Origin of the sequence: Olsenella sp. CU969 (assembly GCF_905219715.1) — a bacterium.
In the GTDB taxonomy this organism is placed as follows: Bacteria; Actinomycetota; Coriobacteriia; order Coriobacteriales; family Atopobiaceae; genus Granulimonas; species Granulimonas faecalis.
In genome coordinates this window covers 1-19,029 of record NZ_CAJMXC010000013.1, presented here as the reverse complement: position 1 = coordinate 19,029, position 19,029 = coordinate 1, and the positions used below count along the sequence as shown (strand labels likewise).

The 19,029-nt window shown below is 69.5% G+C and carries 13 protein-coding genes, 4 tRNA genes and 1 pseudogene; 11 read left to right on the top strand and 7 right to left on the bottom strand.

Annotated features, from left to right (window positions below; all coding sequences use genetic code 11):
• The first annotated feature begins 162 nt into the window (after window positions 1-162).
• The gene (locus JX283_RS02690; RefSeq protein WP_239652441.1) at window positions 163-1,917 is read left to right on the top strand and encodes an ABC transporter ATP-binding protein; all 1,755 of its coding nucleotides are present in this window, start codon (window positions 163-165) and stop codon (window positions 1,915-1,917) included.
• Between the two features lie 51 nt (window positions 1,918-1,968).
• Here JX283_RS02690 and JX283_RS08415 read toward each other — a convergent pair whose 3' ends face one another.
• The gene (locus tag JX283_RS08415; RefSeq protein ID WP_239652440.1) at window positions 1,969-2,736 is read right to left on the bottom strand and encodes a YitT family protein; all 768 of its coding nucleotides are present in this window, start codon (window positions 2,734-2,736) and stop codon (window positions 1,969-1,971) included.
• Window positions 2,737-3,290: 554 nt separating this feature from the next.
• On the opposite strand from JX283_RS08415, the gene JX283_RS02685 reads away from it, so the two are divergent.
• The gene (locus tag JX283_RS02685) at window positions 3,291-3,863 is read left to right on the top strand and encodes a cysteine hydrolase family protein (RefSeq protein ID WP_204829218.1); all 573 of its coding nucleotides are present in this window, start codon (window positions 3,291-3,293) and stop codon (window positions 3,861-3,863) included.
• Between the two features lie 410 nt (window positions 3,864-4,273).
• Here JX283_RS02685 and JX283_RS02680 read toward each other — a convergent pair whose 3' ends face one another.
• Complete coding sequence (locus JX283_RS02680; RefSeq protein WP_135977557.1) at window positions 4,274-4,462, bottom strand: hypothetical protein; 189 nt, start codon at window positions 4,460-4,462, stop codon at window positions 4,274-4,276.
• Complete coding sequence (locus JX283_RS02675; RefSeq protein WP_204829217.1) at window positions 4,455-5,741, bottom strand: DNA repair protein; 1,287 nt, start codon at window positions 5,739-5,741, stop codon at window positions 4,455-4,457. The genes JX283_RS02680 and JX283_RS02675 overlap by 8 nt, the downstream gene beginning before the upstream one ends.
• A gap of 155 nt (window positions 5,742-5,896) precedes the next feature.
• On the opposite strand from JX283_RS02675, the gene JX283_RS02670 reads away from it, so the two are divergent.
• Window positions 5,897-5,973 (top strand) — tRNA-Pro (locus tag JX283_RS02670).
• A gap of 223 nt (window positions 5,974-6,196) precedes the next feature.
• Here the strand turns inward: JX283_RS02670 and rpmB are convergent.
• On the bottom strand, window positions 6,197-6,394 hold the full coding sequence (rpmB, locus tag JX283_RS02665) for a 50S ribosomal protein L28 (RefSeq protein ID WP_204829216.1): 198 nt from the start codon (window positions 6,392-6,394) through the stop codon (window positions 6,197-6,199).
• 199 nt (window positions 6,395-6,593) lie between these two features.
• On the opposite strand from rpmB, the gene JX283_RS02660 reads away from it, so the two are divergent.
• The 4 genes from JX283_RS02660 to JX283_RS08405 all read left to right on the top strand — a co-directional run bounded on the left by JX283_RS02660 (window position 6,594) and on the right by JX283_RS08405 (window position 11,342).
• A complete protein-coding gene (locus JX283_RS02660; protein ID WP_204829215.1) occupies window positions 6,594-7,148 on the top strand; it encodes a MarR family winged helix-turn-helix transcriptional regulator in 555 nt (184 codons plus the stop codon).
• Window positions 7,145-9,508 carry an ABC transporter ATP-binding protein gene (locus tag JX283_RS02655; RefSeq protein ID WP_204829214.1) on the top strand — a complete coding sequence of 788 codons (2,364 nt, stop codon included), beginning with the start codon at window positions 7,145-7,147 and terminating at the stop codon, window positions 9,506-9,508. The genes JX283_RS02660 and JX283_RS02655 overlap by 4 nt, the downstream gene beginning before the upstream one ends.
• Window positions 9,498-10,646, top strand: a complete 1,149-nt coding sequence (locus JX283_RS08410; protein WP_239652439.1) for an ABC transporter ATP-binding protein — start codon at window positions 9,498-9,500, stop codon at window positions 10,644-10,646. The genes JX283_RS02655 and JX283_RS08410 overlap by 11 nt, the downstream gene beginning before the upstream one ends.
• Window positions 10,647-10,703: 57 nt before the next feature.
• A complete protein-coding gene (locus JX283_RS08405) occupies window positions 10,704-11,342 on the top strand; it encodes an ABC transporter ATP-binding protein (protein ID WP_239652438.1) in 639 nt (212 codons plus the stop codon).
• A gap of 372 nt (window positions 11,343-11,714) precedes the next feature.
• Here the strand turns inward: JX283_RS08405 and JX283_RS02645 are convergent.
• Window positions 11,715-11,790, bottom strand: a tRNA-Ile gene (locus JX283_RS02645).
• Window positions 11,791-11,834: 44 nt separating this feature from the next.
• Window positions 11,835-11,910 (bottom strand) — tRNA-Ala (locus tag JX283_RS02640).
• Window positions 11,911-12,235: 325 nt separating this feature from the next.
• Here JX283_RS02640 and JX283_RS08785 point away from each other — a divergent pair.
• Both JX283_RS08785 and JX283_RS02630 read left to right on the top strand, forming a co-directional pair.
• Window positions 12,236-12,657: pseudogene (locus JX283_RS08785) on the top strand (DUF1287 domain-containing protein).
• 2,851 nt (window positions 12,658-15,508) lie between these two features.
• Window positions 15,509-15,583: transfer RNA gene (locus JX283_RS02630), tRNA-Val, on the top strand.
• A gap of 277 nt (window positions 15,584-15,860) precedes the next feature.
• Here JX283_RS02630 and rpsT read toward each other — a convergent pair.
• Window positions 15,861-16,124 (bottom strand): 30S ribosomal protein S20, encoded by a 264-nt coding sequence (rpsT, locus tag JX283_RS02625; protein WP_135977436.1) that lies wholly within the window; start codon window positions 16,122-16,124, stop codon window positions 15,861-15,863.
• A gap of 172 nt (window positions 16,125-16,296) precedes the next feature.
• On the opposite strand from rpsT, the gene lepA reads away from it, so the two are divergent.
• Together lepA and JX283_RS02615 are read left to right on the top strand one after the other, a co-directional pair.
• On the top strand, window positions 16,297-18,105 hold the full coding sequence (lepA, locus tag JX283_RS02620; RefSeq protein WP_204829212.1) for a translation elongation factor 4: 1,809 nt from the start codon (window positions 16,297-16,299) through the stop codon (window positions 18,103-18,105).
• A gap of 3 nt (window positions 18,106-18,108) precedes the next feature.
• On the top strand, window positions 18,109-19,029 hold a 921-nt coding region (locus JX283_RS02615; RefSeq protein ID WP_239652437.1), incomplete at its 3' end, for a tRNA-dihydrouridine synthase.

Below are 19,029 nucleotides of genomic sequence, written 5' to 3'. Positions count from 1 at the left end.
GCAGCGCGTGGCCTCCGTGCGCCACGCCGACCGCATCCTCGTGCTGGNCCGCGGCCGGGTGGCCNGCNTCGGCACCCNCGCCGAGCTCGTGGAGACGTGCCCCGTCTACCGCGAGACGTGCCTGTCCCAGCTCGAGCGCGAGGAGGTGCTGGCATNAGGTGGGTGGACGNCGCCCCGCGCGAGGTTCTCGCGCGCATCGTCTCCTACGTGCGGCCCCACCGAGGGCTCGTGGCCNCGGCGTTCCTCACGGCCGTGGGGTCCCAGGGCNTGGCGCTCACGGTGCCGGTGCTCGTGGGCCTGGCCATCGACGCCGTCGTGGGGCCGGGTCAGGTGGCCTGGGGCGATCTCGCGTGGCTCATGGGGTGTCTCGCCTGCGTGGTGGCCGCCGTGGCGCTGCTCCAGTGGCTCCAGGGCTACACCACGAGCCGTCTCACCTACGATACCGTGCGCGACCTCCGCGACGCCGCCTACGGCAAGTTCCGCCGGCTCCCGGTCTCCTACATCGACGACCACCCCCACGGCGACATCATGTCCCGCGTGGTCAACGANGCCGACGCCGTGGGCGACGGCCTCCTCCAGGGCGTCCAGCAGCTCTTCTGCGGCGTGGTGGCCGTGGTGGGCACCCTGGCGTTCATGTTCTGGATCTCGCCCGCCATCGCCGTGGTCGTCGTGGTGGTCACGCCCGTCTCGGTACTCGTGGCCGCCTTCATCGCCAAGGTGGGGCACACGAGCTTCGCCGCCCAGCAGGAGATCCAGGGCGACCTCGGCGGCTATGTGGAGGAGCATGTCTCCAACCAGCGGCTCCTCTGGGCCTTCGGCCGCGCCGGGGAGGCCGAGAAGGGCTTCGCCGCCCTCAACGACCGCCTCTACACCGTGGGCGAGCGGGCGCAGTTCGCGGGGTCGCTCACCAACCCCGGCACCCGCTTCGCCAACAACGTGGTCTACGCCGTGGTGGCGGCCATCGGCTGCTGGGCCTGCCTCACCGGGTTCCCCGGGCCGCTNTCNATCGGCGGCGTGCAGAGCTTCCTGTCCTACACCACCCAGTACACCAAGCCCTTCAACGACATCTCCGGCGTCATGACCCAACTGCAGACGGCGTTCGCCAGCGCGCGGCGGCTCTTCGCGCTCNTCGACGCCCCGGAGATGGAGCCCGACCCCGCGGACGCCCTCGTGCTCCCCGAGGAACCTGCGGGCGAGATGGGCTTCTCCGACGTGTCGTTCGGCTACGAGCCGGGCAGGCCGCTCCTGGAGGGGCTCACCTGGCACGCCGACCCCGGCGAGCGCGTGGCGGTGGTGNGTCCCACGGGCTGCGGCAAGACCACCCTCATCAACCTGCTGCTCCGCTTCTACGACGCCGACTCCGGCACTATCNGGGTNGACGGCCGCGACACCCGCGCGCTCACGCGGGCGAGCCTGCGCCGGGCCTTCGGCATGGTGCTGCAGGACACCTGGCTCTTCGAGGGCACCGTGGCCGACAACATCGCCTACNGCCGGCCCGACGCCACCCGGGAGGAGGTGTGGGCCGCCGCGGAGCGNNCCTTCGCGGCGGACTTCATCGAACGCATGCCCGAGGGCTACGACACCGTGGTGGGCGAGGGCGGCGCCGGCCTGTCCCAAGGGCAGCGGCAGCTGCTCTGCATCGCCCGGGTGATGCTCGTGGATCCGCCCATCCTGCTGCTCGACGAGGCCACGAGCTCCATCGACACCCGCACCGAGGCCCTCGTGCAGGAGGCCTTCGACGCCATGATGGCCGGNCGCACCTCGCTCGTGGTGGCACACCGGCTCTCCANGGTGCGCTCGGCCGACCAGATCCTCGACATGGGCCGCGTNACCATCGTGGAGCGCGGCACCCATGAGGAGCTCCTCGCCCTGGGCGGCGAGTACGCCAAGCTATACCGGAGCCNGTTCGAGGGGTAGGGGAGGGCGGNCGCCACGGCAGCGCANCCGTGCGTCCGTGGCGCCGTGGCGTCACATGCCGCGGTCGTCGTTCTCGTCCAGGCTCCGGTCGAGGTCCTCGGGAACCACGGCGGGGATGCCAGGCACAGGGTCCTTGGGCACCCGGCGCATGACGGGGGCGAGGACCCTCGCCCAGAAAGCAACCACCATGCCGGTGCCCACGGNCGCCAGCACGGTGCCCTCGCGGACGTCTCGCAGCTCCGCGAAGAACAGCAGGGAGAGCACGGCGCCGGTGGCCACGAGCACCACGTCGAAGGCTACCTTCACCTTGTGGTAGGTGCGGCCCGTGAGGCGCGTGATCACCGACACGAGGGCGTCGCCCGGCGTCATGAGGACGTCGGCCGTGGTCTGCAGGTAGACGCCCAGGGCGAGCACGGCTACGGAGACCGCCGTGCAGAGCAGCTGGACGGGGTAGACGTCGTTGGGGATGGCCTCGAAGAGCAGCATCCACATGTCCACCGAGGCCGACATGAGGAGTACCACGGGGACCTGGAGCAGCTGGGCCACGGGGAAGCGCCTGCGCAGGAGGACGAGCTCCACCACGAGGCAGGCGGCGTTCATGGCAAATGAGCACATGCCCAGGGTGACGGTGGCGACGCNGTTGTCGCGCAGCNGGTNGNAGACGACGGCCGGAATCACGGAGATGGGCGTGGTGCCTGTGAGGGCGTGCTTGGAGAGGGCCACCGCCATNCCCACGAGGAGCACGCCCACGACCATGAGGACCACACGGGCGAACACGCCCTTGCCCGGTCTTCTCGCGTCCGTTCCTCCGTCCCCCATAGCGCCTCCCGTCGTCCGTTCCCACCGGTGTCTATATAACCGTGGGGGCCGACGGGCTTTCAAGGACCCGGCCGGCGGACGGGGCGGGTCCGCCTAGAGGCTGAGAATGCCCATGAGGATGCGCCCAAGCACGGGGCCGGCCACGGCGAACGCCGCGGTGAGGCAGGCGGCACCTGCGGCCGAGAGGGCCACGGCGACCCTGCGGGAGCGGGTCACCTCCTCGGGGGAGACGGGCATGGGCTCGCCGCGGCCCTCGAGGGTCCTGGCGAAGCTCCCGTGGATGGCGGCGCCGATGGCCTTGAAGCAGGCGGCGGCGAACAGACCGCCGGCCGCCACGAGCAGCGCGGNGGCCGCGGCGCCCACCTGGGCGGCAGCACCGGTGAAGGCCAGGGCGAACGCCAGGCAGGCGAGCAGGAGCGGGACGAGGCAGGCGAGCAGGACGCGACCCATGGGACCTTCCTTCGGGCGGGGTGCNTCNCGGGNGNGCGGGCGGTGAGGGCCGCCGGGACGCTGGGCTATCATAGCTTAAAGACACCTTCGTCCGAGGAGCCCCCATGCTTGTGGAACCGGGAAAGACCGCCCTGCTCGTCGTCGACGTGCTCGAGGCCACCGTGGAGGGCCGCGAGGCCGACCCCGCCCTCGACGCCTTCTCCTCCGCCTGCACAGAGGTCGTGGGGGCGTGCCGCGCCTGCGGCATCCCCGTGATCTTCCTCGACGACGCCCACGTGCCGGGCCTCGACCGAGAGCTGGAGCTCTGGGGCGAGCACGGCATCGCGGGCTCCGCGGGCGCCCGGCCGGCGGCGTGCCTCGGGCCCTGCGACCGCGACCTCGTCATCGAGAAGCGCCGCTACTCCGGCTTCTTCCAGACCGACCTCGACCTCACCCTGCGCGAGCTCGGTTGCGACCGCGTGGTTGCCATCGGGTTCGACAGCAACATCTGCGTGCTCCACACCCTCGCCGACGCCTACTTCCTGGGTTACGACTCCCTCGTGGTGGCCGACGCCTGCCGCAGCACCCTCGTGGGCTCCGAGGCCGGCGCACTGGAGTACTTCAGGCGCTGCTACGGCTCGGACGTCGTGTCCCTCGACGAGTTCAGGGAGCGCCTCGCGGGCGACATCCCGGCGTAGCCTTGCGGGAGCGCCGCGGCAAGGCGGCGGCGGGACTGACATATATGTGCCTCCATGGTCTAAAAATGAGGGACGGTGGCTATACTTCTCCCAACGCGGGAACGGTGCGCTTTGTAAACCGTTCAGCCGCATGAAGGGGCGCCGAGAGNGGCAGCCCGAAGTCACGACAGAGGAGGTCGTATGGTTAGGTATTGGGCCGACATGATCCGAGGCAACATCACCCGTCTTTCCGAGGTCCCCGNNCCCTACCGNGAGAACGTCNGCGCGCTCATCGAGGAGCAGTAAACTTTCGTCCCCCATCAGGTGATAATCCATGAGCATCCCGATGCTTTGAGGCCTTCGCCGAGGCGAAGGCCTCTTTTTTGTGCCGACGAGNCGCCCCGGCCCGGCGCCCGGATGGGCCCGTGCCGTCAGCCCGGCGGCTCCCGAGGGCTCTGGCGCTCCCGCTCCCGCAGGGCCTCCTCGTAGCCCGTCAGGGCGGCGAAGGGCAGGAACTGCGACGCACGATCGGCATGGTCGCGGGCCACGTGGGGGGCGGCGGCCGCCTTGGCCGCGATGCGCGCGACAAGCGCCCGGCGGCGGTCGTCACCCTCAGGCATGGTGGCCCCCTATCTGGCAGTGCCGCTCGCGTCCCGTGGCCTCGCCGCGCAGCGACGCGCCCGGCACCACGGCGCTGGCCCCGAAGCGCCGACGGATGGCGTTGACCGTGCGGGAGAGCTCCATGGTCGCCCCTCCCTCCTCGAGGGGCAGCCGCAGCTGGGCCTCCCCGAGGCACCGGAGGTGCCCCGCCGACAGCGACAGNCGCCGCACGGCGCGCCCCGGGTCCGCGACGGCGCCGTGGAGCTCCAGGACGAGCGGCACCAGCGACTCCGGCGTGCAGACCGGCGCCGCCAGCCGGCGCGACGTGGAAGCCCGAGACCCCGGGCGGCCGCGGCGGGACGGCGCGCGCCCACGGGGCTCCTGGTAGCCCACGGAGAGGGAGAGGCTGCCGCAGGAGAGCTCCTTCTCCACGAGGTCCAGGGCGAGGTCGCCCGCCATCTCGCGGAGGACCGTCCGCGTCTCGGCGAACGAGTAGGGGCGCGGCAGCACCTGACCCGTGCAGAGGGAGCGCGACCTAGGGACGTGGGCCTTGATCTGGGCCATGGTGACAGGCTCCTGGCCCCAGGCGTGGTCGATGAGGTACTCGGCGTTCCGGCCGAACTCCCCGTAGAGGTCCGCTTCCGGGGCGGCGCAGATGCCGGCGAGGTCGTGGATGTCCCGTGCGGCCAGCCGCCGGGCGATGTTGGGGCCTATACCCCAGATGTCGGTGATGGGGCGGTGGAACCACAGACGCTGGCGGAACGACTCCTCGTCGAGCTCGGCGATGCAGTCGGGGTCGTGCTTGGCCTCCACGTCCAGGGCGGCCTTGGCCACGAAGAGGTTGGGGCCTATGCCGGCCGTGGCGTAGACGCCCTTCTCGCGCCGCACCTCGTCCATGAGGCCGCGCACGAGCTCGCGGGCGCTCACGCCGTAGTAGGGGAGGTACTGGGTGAGGTCGAGGAAGACCTCGTCCACGGAGTAGACGTTCATGTCCTCCGGTGCGATGTGGCGCAGGTAGATGCCGTAGATGTCCGCCGCGGTCTCCATGTAGAGCGCCATGCGCGGCGGGGCCACGACGGGGTGGAGGGCCGCCGGCACCTGGAAGAGGCGGCAGCGCGACGGCATGCCGAGGGCCCGCAGGGCAGGGGAGACCGCGAGGCAGATGGTGCCCCGGCTACGGGAGGGGTCCGCCACCACGAGGCGCGTTGACATGGGGTCGAGGCCGCGGTCGGCGCACTCCACCGACGCGTAGAAGCTCTTGAGGTCTATGCACGCGTAGGTTCTGGCAGACTGGTCCATGGGCTCCTCCTCGCTCCCGGCTTCCCAGTATAGAACAGATGTTCTGATATGGGGATGGGGCACCGTCGGCCGATGTCCGAGAAACCTGGCGATTTCGCTTGCACGGCCCCCGGCAGGGTGGTAGAGTTCTCTCTGTTGCCCGCGGGCAGCAAGAACGGGTGGTGGCGCAGTTTGGTAGNGCACTTGANTGGGGGTCAAGGGGTCGCTGGTTCGAATCCAGTCCACCCGACCAGTGAAATCTCAGGTCATCGGGGTAACCCGGTGACCTGTTTTCTTTTGGTCGCAAAAACCNGGGGCAAAATCCCGGCGCCCACACNCAAGGGAGCGCCGCCGTCCCGGGGTGGGGCGGCGGCGCTTGTCGCCCATCCTGTCGACAGGAAAAGACCCCATGGTTCCGTGGAACCAGGGGGTCCGAGTCGCCGATCGCGTGCGACGCCGCNTAGATGTCTCGCGCCTTACTGGGCGGCAGAGCGGGCGAGGTTGCCCTTCTTGAGGCAGCGGGTGCAGACGTTCATCTTGCGCTTGTGACCGTTCTTGAAGACGGTGACGCGCTGGATGTTGGGGCGGAACTTACGATTGGTGACGCGGTGGGAGTGGCTGATGGAGTGACCAGCAACCGGGTGCTTACNGCAGATTTCGCAGACCTTCGACATTTGTTTTCCTCCATTACGCGGGCGCCATTGCGCACGCCTACATGCAACAGCTGTCCAAATATAGCACAGGCCCCCGGACGTGCAACGAACGTTCACGGTCTGTGCGTTTCTTCATCTCCTCCTCCTTGACCGGCGGTCCCATGGGACAAATAATTTCTGCTAGAAAATGTTTTCCGCAGAAAGGAGAGCCATGGAGCCCATGGAGGAACCCCATGGTACCTGCGCCACGCCGCCCGGCGAGCCGGTCCCCGAGGTGATACGCGAGCTCGCGGGCCGGTTCCTGGAGGAGGCGTTCGCCGCGAGGCGGCTCGTGAGGCCGCCGCTGGCGCACCTCGACGGCCACGGCCTGCGCCTCNAGGACGCTGGCCGCGGGTGCATCGGCCTTCTCGGAGTGCTGTCCGACGAGGGCGGCTGCGCCAGCCCGTCGCTCTTTGCCCGTCAGCTCGGCCTGACCCCGGCGCGGGTCTCCAACATCCTCTCGGCCCTCGAGCGGGAGGGCCTCGTGGAGCGCGGCCCCTCCGCAGGCGACCGCCGCCGCGTGGAGGTNCGTCTCACCGAGAAGGGCCGCGAGGTCGACGCNCTCATGAACGAGGCGCTCGCCCGGCACACGGCCGACCTCCTCAACGCCCTCGGCGAGGAGGACTCCCGCGAGCTCGTGCGCATACTCGNGCGCATCGTCGCCGTGCTCGGGGGCGCTCAATGGCAGCAGGCCCACCGGCAGCAGTCCCAGTGGCAGGGGAGGTGCGGGTCATGAGGGTGTTCCGGTTCCTCAAGGGCCACGGCCTCGCCGTGGCGCTCTGCATCGCGCTCCTCGTGGTCCAGGCCAACCTGGAGCTGGCGCTGCCCGGCTATATGAGCGACATCATCGACGTCGGCGTGCAGCAGGGCGGCATCGAGGGCCCCGTGCCCCGCACCATCTCCGAGCGGGACCTCGCCAATCTCGAGATGTTCATGCCCGAGCCCCACGCCGCCCTCGTGGAGAGCGTCTACGGCGAGCCCGACGCCGACGGCATCCGCACCTACACCGGCACGGAGGCCCAGGCGGCCGACGACGGCGAGGTAGGGGAGGCCATGGCGCTCCCCGAGTGCGTGGCCCTCTCGCTGGGGCAGGGCATCGACCCCTCCAAGATGGAGGGCGCGGCGTCCTTCTCCGACATGGGGTCGTCGCCCCAGGCAGCCAAGCTCGCCGCCACGCCCCAGGGTCGCGAGAGGCTCGCCGCCGTGCAGCGGGTGCTCGCCGCCTCCGACGGCAGGCTCACCNGNGNCGTGGTCCGCGCGCTCTACGACGCGGGCCTCGTGGACCGCGCGCAGCTCGTGGACGCCGCCGACGCCATGTCGGACGCCATGGACGCCATGGCCGGGTCCATGACGTCCCAGCGCGCCGTGGACTACGTGCGCTCCGTCTACGGGTCGCAGGGCGTGGACCTCGACCGGGTGCGCTCCGACTACCTCGCCCGCACCGCGCTCGTGATGTTCGGACTCTGCGCGGCGACCCTCGCCACCACTGTGGCCGTGGGCCTCATCGCCAGCCGCACCGCCGCGTCCGTGGCCCGCGACCTGCGCCACCGGCTCTTCTCCAAGGTCATGGACCTCGCGCCCTACGACGTCGACCGCTTCTCGCCGTCGTCGCTCATCACCCGTTGTACCAACGACGTGCAGCAGGTGCAGATGGTCGTGGTCATGATGCTCCGCATGATCCTCCTGGCGCCCATCATGGGCATCGTCGCCTTCATCCAGGTGTGCGCCACCAGGAGCGGCCTCGAGTGGATCATCGCCGTGGCGCTCCTCGTGCTGCTGGCCGTCGTCGGCGTGCTCATGGGCCTCACCATGCCCAGGTTCCGCCGTATGCAGTCGCTGGTGGACCGCCTCAACCTGGTGTCGCGCAACATGCTCGACGGCCTCATGCCGGTGCGTGCGTTCGGCCGCGAGGCCTACGAGCTCGAGCGCTTCGACGAGGCCAACACCGAGCTCAAGGAGACCCAGCTGTTCACCAACCGCTCCATGAGCCTGCTCATGCCGGCGATCATGCTGCTCATGAACCTCATGGCCCTCTCCATCGTCTGGTTCGGCGGCTTCGCCGTGGACGACGGCACCATGCAGGTGGGCACCATGATGGCGTTCATCTCCTACAGCGTGCAGATCGTCATGGCGTTCATGATCCTCGCCATGGTGGCCGTCATGCTGCCGCGCGCCGAGGTCTCGGCCGTGCGCATCGACGAGGTGCTCGNCTGCGAGCCCCTGGTCACGGACCCGGCAGACCCCGTCCCCGTGCCCGATGGGGCGCCCGTCGGCGAGCTCGTCTTCGACGACGTCACCTTCCGCTACCCCGACGCCGCCGACCCCGTGGTGGCCTCCGTCAGCTTCAGGACGCAGCCCGGNCGCACCACGGCCATCATCGGCTCCACGGGCTCGGGCAAGACCACGCTCGTGAAGCTCGTGCCGCGGTTCTTCGACGCCACCGAGGGCACCGTGTCGCTCGACGGCGTGGACGTGCGCGACATGGCCCTCGACGACCTGCGCGGCCGCATCGGCTACGTGCCGCAGCAGGGCCTGCTGTTCTCCGGCACCATCCGCAGCAACCTGCTCTTCGGCGCGCCCGACGCCACCGACGAGGACCTCCGCTGGGCGCTCGAGGTGTCGCAGTCGGCCGAGTTCGTGGACCAGCTGCCCGAGGGCATCGACACACCCGTGGCCCAGGGCGGCACCTCGGTCTCGGGCGGCCAGCGCCAGCGCCTCTCCATCGCCCGCGCCCTGGCCCGCAGGCCCGAGGTCCTCGTGTTCGACGACTCCTTCTCGGCGCTCGACTACGCCACCGACGCCCGTCTGCGCGACGCGCTGGCGTCCCAGGTGCGCGGGGCCGCGGTGGTCGTCGTGGCCCAGCGTGTGGCCACGATCATGCACGCCGACGAGATCCTCGTCCTCGACCGCGGCACCCTCGTGGGCCGCGGAACCCACGAGGAGCTGCTCGCCGCCTGCCCCACCTACCTGGAGATAGCGCGCAGCCAGCTCTCCGACGAGGAGCTCGACCTCACCGAGGCCCGCGCCAACGGCCTGGTGGACGACGACGCCCCCACCCACGACGACCCCGAGGAGGTGGCCGACAATGGCCGATAACCGTGCCCCCGCCATGGCCCGCGGCCCCATGGGAGGCCCCGGCCGCCACCGCGGCTCCGGCGAGAAGGCAAAGGACCTGGGCGGCACCCTGCGCCGGCTCGTGTCCTACGCCCGGCCCCACATCGCCGCGCTCGTGCTCGCCCTGCTCTTCGCCGTCGCGTCCGTGGCCTTCAACGTCGTGGGCCCCGACGTCCTCGGCCGGATCACGACGAAGCTCTTCGAGGGCCTCGTGGCCAAGGTCGGCGGCACCGGCGGCATCGACTTTGCCTGGATCGGCCGCACGGCCCTCTTCCTGCTGGGCCTCTACTTGGCCTCCGCCGGCTGCTCCGCCGTGCAGGGAATCCTCCTCACCGGCGTCTCGCAGAAGGTCTGCTACCGCCTGCGCTCCGACATCGCCGAGCGCATCTCCCAGGTGCCCCTCGGCTACTTCGACGACCACTCCAAGGGCGACGTGCTCTCCCGCATCACCAACGACGTGGACACGCTGGGCGCCTCGCTCAACCAGTCGCTGTCCCAGATGGTGACCTCGGTCACCCAGGTCGTGGGCGTCGCCGCCATGATGGTCTCCATCTCGCCGGTCATGGCCGGCGTGACGTTCCTCTGCCTGCCCCTCGCCCTCGTGGTGGTCCTCGTGGTGGTCCGCTTCTCCCAGCGCTACTTCGTGCAGCAGCAGCGCACCCTCGGCGCGGTCAACGGCATCGTCGAGGAGGACTTCGCCGGTCAGATGGTCATCCAGGCCTTCAGCCGTCGGCAGGCGTCCGTGGAGGANTTCGACGCCNCCAACNAGGNCCTCTACGACAGCGCCTGGCGCAGCCAGTTCCTCTCCGGCCTCATGCAGCCCCTCATGAACCTGGTGTCCAACATGGGCTACGTGGGCGTCGTGGTCGTGGGCGCGGGCCTCGCCGCGGCCGGCACCATCTCCATCGGCGACATCCAGGCCTTCATGCAGTACGTCCGCAACTTCACCCAGCCCATCTCGCAGCTGGCCAACGTCGGCAACATGCTGCAGTCCATGGCCGCGGCCGCCGAGCGCGTCTTCGAGTTCCNCNACGCCCCCGTGGAGTCCGAGCCTGAGCACCCCGAGCGTCCCGCGTCGCGCGACGGCTCGGTGGCCTTCGACNACGTGGTCTTCGGCTAAAAGGCCGACGAGCCCGTGATCCGCGGCCTGTCCTTCTCGGCGGACCCCGGCTAGACCGTGGCCATCGTGGGCCCCACCGGTGCCGGCAAGTCCACGCTCATGAAGCTCATGCTGCGCTTCTACGATGTCGACGGGGGAGGGGTCCGGGTCGACGGCCTCGACGTGAGGCGCTGGTCGCGCCCCGACCTCCGCGGGAACTTCGCCATGGTGCTGCAGGACTCCTGGCTCTTCAAGGGCACCGTCCGCGAGAACCTTCGGTTCGGCCGGCTCGACGCCACCGACGAGGAGGTGGAGGAGGCCGCGCGCGTCGCCCGGTACGACCACTTCGTCAACACCTTGGACGGCGGCTACGACTTCATGGTCAACGAGGAGGGCACCAACCTCTCCCAGGGCCAGCGCCAGCTGGTGACCATCGCGCGGGCCGTGCTCGCCGACAGGCCCATCCTCATCCTCGACGAGGCCACCTCCAACGTGGACACGCGGACCGAGGTGCTCATCCAGGNNGCCATGGACCGGCTCATGGCCGGCCGCACGAGCTTTGTGGTGGCCCACCGGCTCTCGACCATCCGCAACGCNGACACCATCCTGGTGATGGAGCACGGCGACGTGGTGGAGCAGGGCACCCACAGGGAGCTCCTCGCGAAGGACGGCGTCTACGCCAGGCTCTACAACTCGCAGTTCGAGGGATGCGAATAAGGAGGCATGACCTGCGGCGAGGGGGGGTGCGGCCTGCGGCGAAGGCCCTCGGATGCGCCCTGCCCCACGGCGAGGAGGGCGTAGCCCGCGGCGAGAGGCCCTGGGTGCGCGACCGTCCGGCGAGGGCGGGCGAGTGCGCGGTTTGTCCCCGGCAAAGCGCCCCCGATGCGCGGTTTCGGGCCCAGAACGCGCATCGGGGGCCTCTGGCCGCAGGCGGGCCGCGCATCCACCGCCTTTCGGCGGGGAGCCGCGCATCGAAGGCGTTTCGACGGGCCGGAGAGGCCCCGGGGCCCACGGTCCGAACNCGTCGGCGAGANACAGGGAACCCCCTGCTCNGACGCGCCGGGCGAGGGGGTTCGCACAGTTGGAGGTTGGTGGGCCCAGTAGGATTCGAACCTACACTCCAAGGATTATGAGTCCTCTGCATTGACCGTTATGCTATAGGCCCGATACAGAAAAGGGCGGCGACCGAGGCCGCCGCCCTGTATCATGTGGTGGAGATAAGGGGGATCGAACCCCTGACCTCATGACTGCCAGTCATGCGCTCTCCCAGCTGAGCTATATCCCCGTGGGTTGGTGCGTCGATAACTATANCAGAAGCCGAGGCCTCCGCAAGCACTTTTTTTCGTCGATTGGGCCACGATGTCAAAACATCCCCTCTCACCAGGCAAGACGCGGGCCATCGTCGCCCTGTGCGCCGCCGTGGTCGCCGTTGCCGTCTGGGTGCTCTGGCCCCTCGCGCTCTGTCCGGACCCGACCCCCCGCCCGCGGGTTGTCGGAATCCGACTTCGTCGAAGGTGACGGGTCCGCAGGTTACCGGGACGGCGACGGTGTGCCCGACCCCGAGGACATCGTCGTCTCGGCCCGCGCCTACACGGCCACGCGCACCCGCTATGGGAGCGCCTNCTACGAGGGCGGCCCTCCCGCGGACAGCCGGGGCGTGTNCACCGACCTCCTCGCCGCCCCTCAAGGGCGCCGGGTGGGACTTGCAGTCCCTCGTGGACGAGGACATCCGCGCCGCCCCCGGGGCCTATGGCGTGGGGGAGCCGGACCGGGCCATCGACTACCGGCGCGTGAGGAACGTCGCCGTCTACCTGGGGATCCATGCTGCCTCGCTGACGNTCGACCCCTACGACGCCGCCNCGTGGCGTGCGGGGACATCGCCGTGTTCTCCGACCACGTGGNGNTCGTCTCCGATGTNCGCGACGGGGACGGCGTGCCCTACCTCATCCACCACGAGGGCCCGCTGCAGCGCTCCTTCGAGGAGGACGTCCTGGCCTCCCGCCCCGACCTTGTGGGGCATTTCAGGCTCTGAAGTCGCCCGGCCTAACGGGGCCGGAAGGGTGGCTACCATGGGATGTTGCTGGCACGCACCCAGGACGACCGGAAAGGACCTCTCCCGTGGCCGACAAGAACGACCGATCCCTNACCCCCGCCGACCGGCGCAGGCAGAAGCGCGAGGCCAAGGAGGCGAAGGCCCGCGAGAGGCGCATCCGCGCCCGGCAGGGGGACCGCAGGCTGTTCCCCAAGGTGTCCAAGAAGGCTGCCACCGCGTTCGTGGCCGTCGTGGCGGTGCTTTTCGTCCTGAGCGTCTTCTGGCGTCTCGGTCCCGGCTCCCAGGCCCCCCGCGTGCAGGGCACCGACGCCCCGGCCGTGGCCAAGAAGGGCGCCACCATGATCTACAAGTCNGGCTCCTATACGGTGGGCACCAACCTTGACGCGGGGCAGTACAAGTTCCTGGCGGCCGGCGGGCAGACCGCCGCCGTCTCCGTGGACGGCGGCGATGCCGCCTCCTTCACCACGCAGTGCTGGCTCGAGCTCTCGGACGGCCAGAAGGTGGAGGTTTCGGGCGCCACGTTCGCCTCGGGTGACGACATATCAGCCACNGACGCGCAAGAAGTCGAGGGCACGGGTATCTACAAGGTGGGTACCGACTGCCCNGCGGNCCGCTACGCGGTCACCNCGGACGGCTCCGGCGCCGCCTCCTACGCCGTGCTCGACTCAGACGCCCCCGGGTCGGAGCCCGTGGCCTCCGGATCGGTCGACGGCTCCACGGAGGTGCAGGTCGCCGATGGTCAGTACCTCGAATTGAGAGGCTGCGTCGCGACCGTCCTAGGATAGATCGCGGCCCTGACGTTTCACCCTGTTAGGAGGGACCATGGCACGGGACTCGGCGGGTAGAGGACGCACCACCGCGATAAAGGGCTTGACGGTCGCCGTCGCCCTCGCGGTGCTCTGCGTGCCCGTGGGCCTCTCCTCCTGCACGGCAGGGAGCGCGAAGGCCACGGGGGCCACAACCCTGGGTCAGACCCGGAAGGTGGGGCACGGTCGGAAGCCCGACGCCGACGAGCTGCTCGTCATCCGCACGGACGACTCCACCTCCGCCTACGGGAAGCCCATGCAGGTGTCCGCGCCCTCCGACGGGTCCGGGGTCCCTGTGACCCTGGTGACGGAGTTCTTCTCGACGTCGCGCTTCCTCTTCATCTACGTGGACGGCGACATGGTGGAGGTGCAGGAGACACCCAAGGATCGCACGGTGGTCCCGCTCTCGGGTGACCGGTTGAGCGAGGGCACGCACACCGTGGAGGCCGTCCAGTATGCCGGAGACAGCCCGGCGGCCACTGTGACCATGTACAAGANCGCCCAGTNCGTTGTCTCGTGAGGGAGGACGATTGAACCGAAGGATCTCTGCCCTGGCCGACACCCCGCGCGCCCGCTCCGCCGTGCGCAACGCCGCCGTGGCCTACCTCGTCCTCACGGGGGCGGCCATGGGCTTCGTCATCTACCTCCTCGCCTGCGCTGCCGCGTGGGTGAGCGGGCGGCCCGGCGGCTTCTCGGCCCCCATCCGGGTCGTGCTCGTCTCGCTTCCTGCGGGTGCCTGCCTCATCTTCCTGTTCGCCCTTGCCGTAGGGGCGTGCACCACGGGCATCGCCCTCGCCTCNCGTGCCCTCCGCGCGCCTACCAGGGGCGTGCCGCGCTGGCTGGGAAGGGCCTCTGCCTCCCTCGTGGTCCTCTACCTCGCCGGCGTCGCCTGGTCGTTCACCCAGGCGGACCCCGTGCTCTTCTCCACCTTCGCGCTCATGCTCATGCTCACGGTCGTCTTCCGCTGGGTGGTCACGGAGAACGTCGTCGTCCCGCCACCAGAGGAGCCCGACTCCGACGCCGTGGCGTGTCCCGAGGGGCTCTCGCGGTTCANCACCGGCTATTGCCAGCTCATGGTCATCTGGGGCTCCATGGAGTGCGTCATGGCCATGACCTACCTCGCCAAGGTGGCGTCCGTCCCCATGGCCGAGCCCGGTTTCGTCTCCACCATGGGCTCCGGCGTCACCACGGGCCTCATACTCCTTCTTGAGGGAGCCTACTTCGTCGTGTGCGCCGTCTTCAACGTGCGCGGGGCCAAGCGCCAGCGCGACGCGCGAGTCGGTCTCGGCCTGCTCTTCGCGGGGCTCGTCGCCGCGCTCTCCCTGCTCGTGCTGGCCCTCGTGGGGAGGGCCATGGGGTCGCCCGACGGCACGGAGCAGCTCTTCTGCGCCGTGGTGAGCTCCGGCCTCATGGCCGGCGCCTACGCGAGGTGCCGGGCGCGGCTCAAGCCGTCGTATCGCCCGACGGCAAACGGTTACACTGCATAACGCCATTGACAGCTGTCCCGGGCGAGCCGGGGGAGGGAGCGGACACCATGTCCAACGACCGCAAGCTCATGAAGGTCATGAGCCTCATCCTTTTGGCCTGGTCCCTGGTGATCTTCGTCTACGACGCCCTGTGCATTGTGACGGTGNCCACCAACGGCTGGCACTCCGCCGGCTTCGTACTCGTGGCCAGCTACACCTTCCAGGGCCTGTTCGGCATCTGGACCGGCATGGCAGGCGTCAAGGGGGCCAACACCCCGTCGCGCTCCGGGAGGTTCAACGTGGGTGCGGCTATCCTCTCGCTCTTCGAGCTGTTCTGCCTCGTCTACACCCTCGTGGTGGGCCACGACCTCGGCGGACGGGTCTTGGGGGAGGACATACCCAGCATCGTCCTCGAGGTGGTCGCCCTCATCGTCTGCGCCGCGGGCTGGATGTTCGGTCGCCGCGTTCTGGAGGCGTCGAAAAAGTAATCCAAATTGGCCCTTGCACGCCGAGACGCTTCTGCTAATATAAATATCCGTGCGGCAGCGTCGCACCTACGGGCGATTGGCTCAGTGGTAGAGCACATCCTTCACACGGATGGGGTCGCTGGTTCGAACCCAGCATCGCCCACCAGAGAAACAGCAGGTCATCGGGGTAACCCGGTGGCCTGTTTTCTTTTGGTCGCAAAATGGTCGCAAAATGGTCGCAAAGGTGGTCGCAAAAACCCGGCGCCCACGCCCACGGGAGTGCCCGGGCTCATGGGACCCCACGTCCACACGGGCGCCGTCCCATGAAAAAGGCNCCTCCCGAGGGGACCGATCCCCGGGAGGCGCCCGATGTNCCGTGTCTCTAAGGTCTGCCAGATCCTCGTGGGGTAGGAGCGACAGCCACACACGAACCCAGAAGGGTGTTAGTTGATGGAGTTCACCAGCTTCTGGATGCCGGACTTGCGGTCGGCGGCCTGGTTCTTGTGGATGATGCCCTTGGAGGCAGCCTTGTCGAGAAGACGGCAGGCGTGATTGCACTTCTCCTGGGCCAGGGCGGCGTCGCCGGCTTCGACGGCCTCGCGAACGTGCTTGATGGCGGTCTTGAGCTCAGAACGGACGGCCTTGTTGCGGATGCGGGCCTTCTCGTTGGTCTTGTTGCGCTTCTTCTGCGACTTGATGTTAGCCACGTGCGGTTCCTTTCGATGCGATACTGTGAGGCCTCTTGTTGAGACACGGTGAGGCAACTTCGCAATACTAGCATAGGGGGCCCGGAACAGCGCATCTACGGCGCACTATGGAGAAAAGTCCGCACATCTCCCGCCCCGGCCGGGCCGTCTGGCCCATGCTAGACTGGCTCCTATGGCTACCACAGATCTCTCTCACATCAGGAACTTCTCCATCGTCGCCCATATCGACCACGGGAAGTCCACCATATCCGACCGCATCCTTGAGATGACCAACACAGTGGAGGAGCGCGACATGGAGTCGCAGCTCCTCGACACCATGGACATCGAGCGCGAGCGCGGCATCACCATCAAGTCCAACGCCGTCCGGGTCATGTACACGGCCGACGACGGTGAGACATACCAGTNCAACCNCATCGACACCCCGGGCCACGTGGACTTCACCTACGAGGTCTCCCGCTCCCTGGCCGCCTGCGAGGGGGCCGTGCTCGTGGTCGACGCCACCCAGGGCGTGGAGGCCCAGACCGTCTCCAACGCCAACCTGGCCATGAACGCCGACCTAGAGATCGTGCCTGCCATCAACAAGATCGACCTGCCGAGCGCCCACCCCGACGAGGTCAAGGTGGAGATCGAGGACGAGCTGGCCGTCCCCGCCGAGGACGCCGTGTGCGTGTCGGGCAAGACCGGCGAGGGCATCCACGACCTGCTCGAGGCCATCGTCTTCCTCGTGCCGCCCCCCGANGGCGACGCGGGCGCGCCCCTCAAGNCGCTGGTGCTCGACTCGTACTTCGACGAGTACCGCGGCGTGGTGGCCATGGTCCGCGTGTTCGACGGCCACGTGGCCAAGGGCGACGAGCTCACCATGATGCAGACCGGNCAGGACTTCCNGGCCGACGGCGTGGGCGTGAAGCGCCCGGTCGAGGTGCCCGTGGACGAGCTGGGCCCGGGCGAGGTGGGCTTCGTGGTCACCGGCCTCAAGGACCCCGAGAGCGTGCGCGTAGGCGACACCCTCACGTACCGCGACCGCCCCTGCGCTGAGGCGCTGCCCGGCTACCGCGAGGCCAAGCCCATGGTCTACACCGGCATCTTCCCGGTGGACAACAAGGACTACGAGGACCTCCGGGACGCCCTGGAGAAGCTGCACGTCAACGACCCGTCCCTCGTGTGGGAGCCCGAGACCTCCGTGGCCCTGGGCTTCGGCTTCCGCGTGNGCTTCCTCGGCCNCCNCCACATGGAGGTGGTCAAGGAGCGCCTGGAGCGCGAGTTCGACCTCGACCTCATCGCCACGAGCCCGTCGGTGGACTACCACGTCTGCCTCACCGACGGCGAGACGACCGACGTCCGCAGCCCCCAGGACCTCCCCGACGTCACGCGCATCGACCACATCGAGGAGCCCTACCTCTCCGCCAAGGTCATCGTGCCGCCCGAGTTCACCGGCGCCGTGATGCAGCTGGCCGTGGAGCACCGCGGCGTCATGGCCAACATGGACTACCTGTCGGACAAGTCGGTGGAGATGCGGTTCGACATCCCGTTGGCCGAGCTCATCCTCGACTTCTTCGACCAGCTCAAGAGCCGCACCAAGGGCTACGCCTCGCTGGACTACGAGTTCTCCGAGTACCGCCCCAGCGACCTCGTGAAGCTCGACATCCTGCTGTCCGGCGACGACGTGGACGCCCTCTCGTTCATCGTCCACAGGGACAAGGCCTACACGCTGGCCCGCGGCCTCTGCGACAAGCTCAAGGAGATCNTCCCGCGGCAGCTGTTCGAGGTGCCCATCCAGGGCGCCATCGGCAACAAGATCATCGCCCGCTCCACCGTGAAGGCCCGGCGCAAGGACGTGCTCGCCAAGTGCTACGGCGGTNACATCTCCCGCAAGCGCAAGCTGCTCGAGAAGCAGAAGGAGGGCATGAAGCGCATGAAGTCCATCGGCAGCGTCGAGGTGCCGCAGGAGGCGTTCCTCGCCATCCTCAAGGTGGACGAGTAGCCCGTGGCCCCCACTCCGGGCGAGCTGCTCGCCACCTACGGGCCCGCGGCGGGGCTCGCCCCGGCCGTCGCGCCGTTCCCGCGGGAGGGGACGTTCGCCGAGCGCCTCGCCGCCAACCCCTTCCTCATGGCCCCCATGGCCGGCGTCACCGACGGAGCCTACCGCCTCCTCGCCCGTGCGGGCGGGGCGGCGCTCGCCGTGAGCGAGATGGTGAGCGTGGCCGGCCTCCACCACGCGAACGAGAAGACCTGGCGNCTCGTGGACCCGNNGCCCGAGGAGCCNGACAACGTGGTGCAGCTCTTTGGCTCCGACCCCGCTCCGTTCNCCGAGGCCGCCGCCACCGTGCACGACCGCGTGGGCGGCAAGCTGGCCGCCATCGACGTGAACATGGCCTGCCCCGTGCCCAAGGTCACCCGCAAGCGCGAGGGGTCGGCGCTCCTCGACGACCCGGACCGCGCCGCGGCCATCGTCGCGGCCTGCCGCGAGGGAGCCGGCGACGCCGTCCCCGTGACGGCCAAGATCCGCATCGGCCGCAGGCCGGGCGAGACCGTGGGGCCGGCCTTCGCCGCCCGGCTGGAGGAGGCCGGTGTCGCGGCCGTGGCCGTGCACGGCAGGTTTGCGAGCCAGTTCTACCGCGGGGAGTCCGACGCGAGGGCCGTGGCCGACGTCGTCCGAGCCGTCTCGGTGCCGGTCATCGCCTCGGGCGACGCCCTCGACGCCGCGGCGGCCGCACGCCTCAAGGAGGGGACCGGCGCCTGCGCCGTCTACTGCGCGAGGGGCACCTACGGCGACCCGTGGATCTTCGGCGACGCCGCGCGGGTCCTGGCGGGGGAGCCCGTGGCGGGGCGCGGGGTCGGGGAGCGCCTGGCGGCCTTCGCCCTCCACGTGCGGCTGCTCGANGCCACGCGGGCGCATATCGCCCGT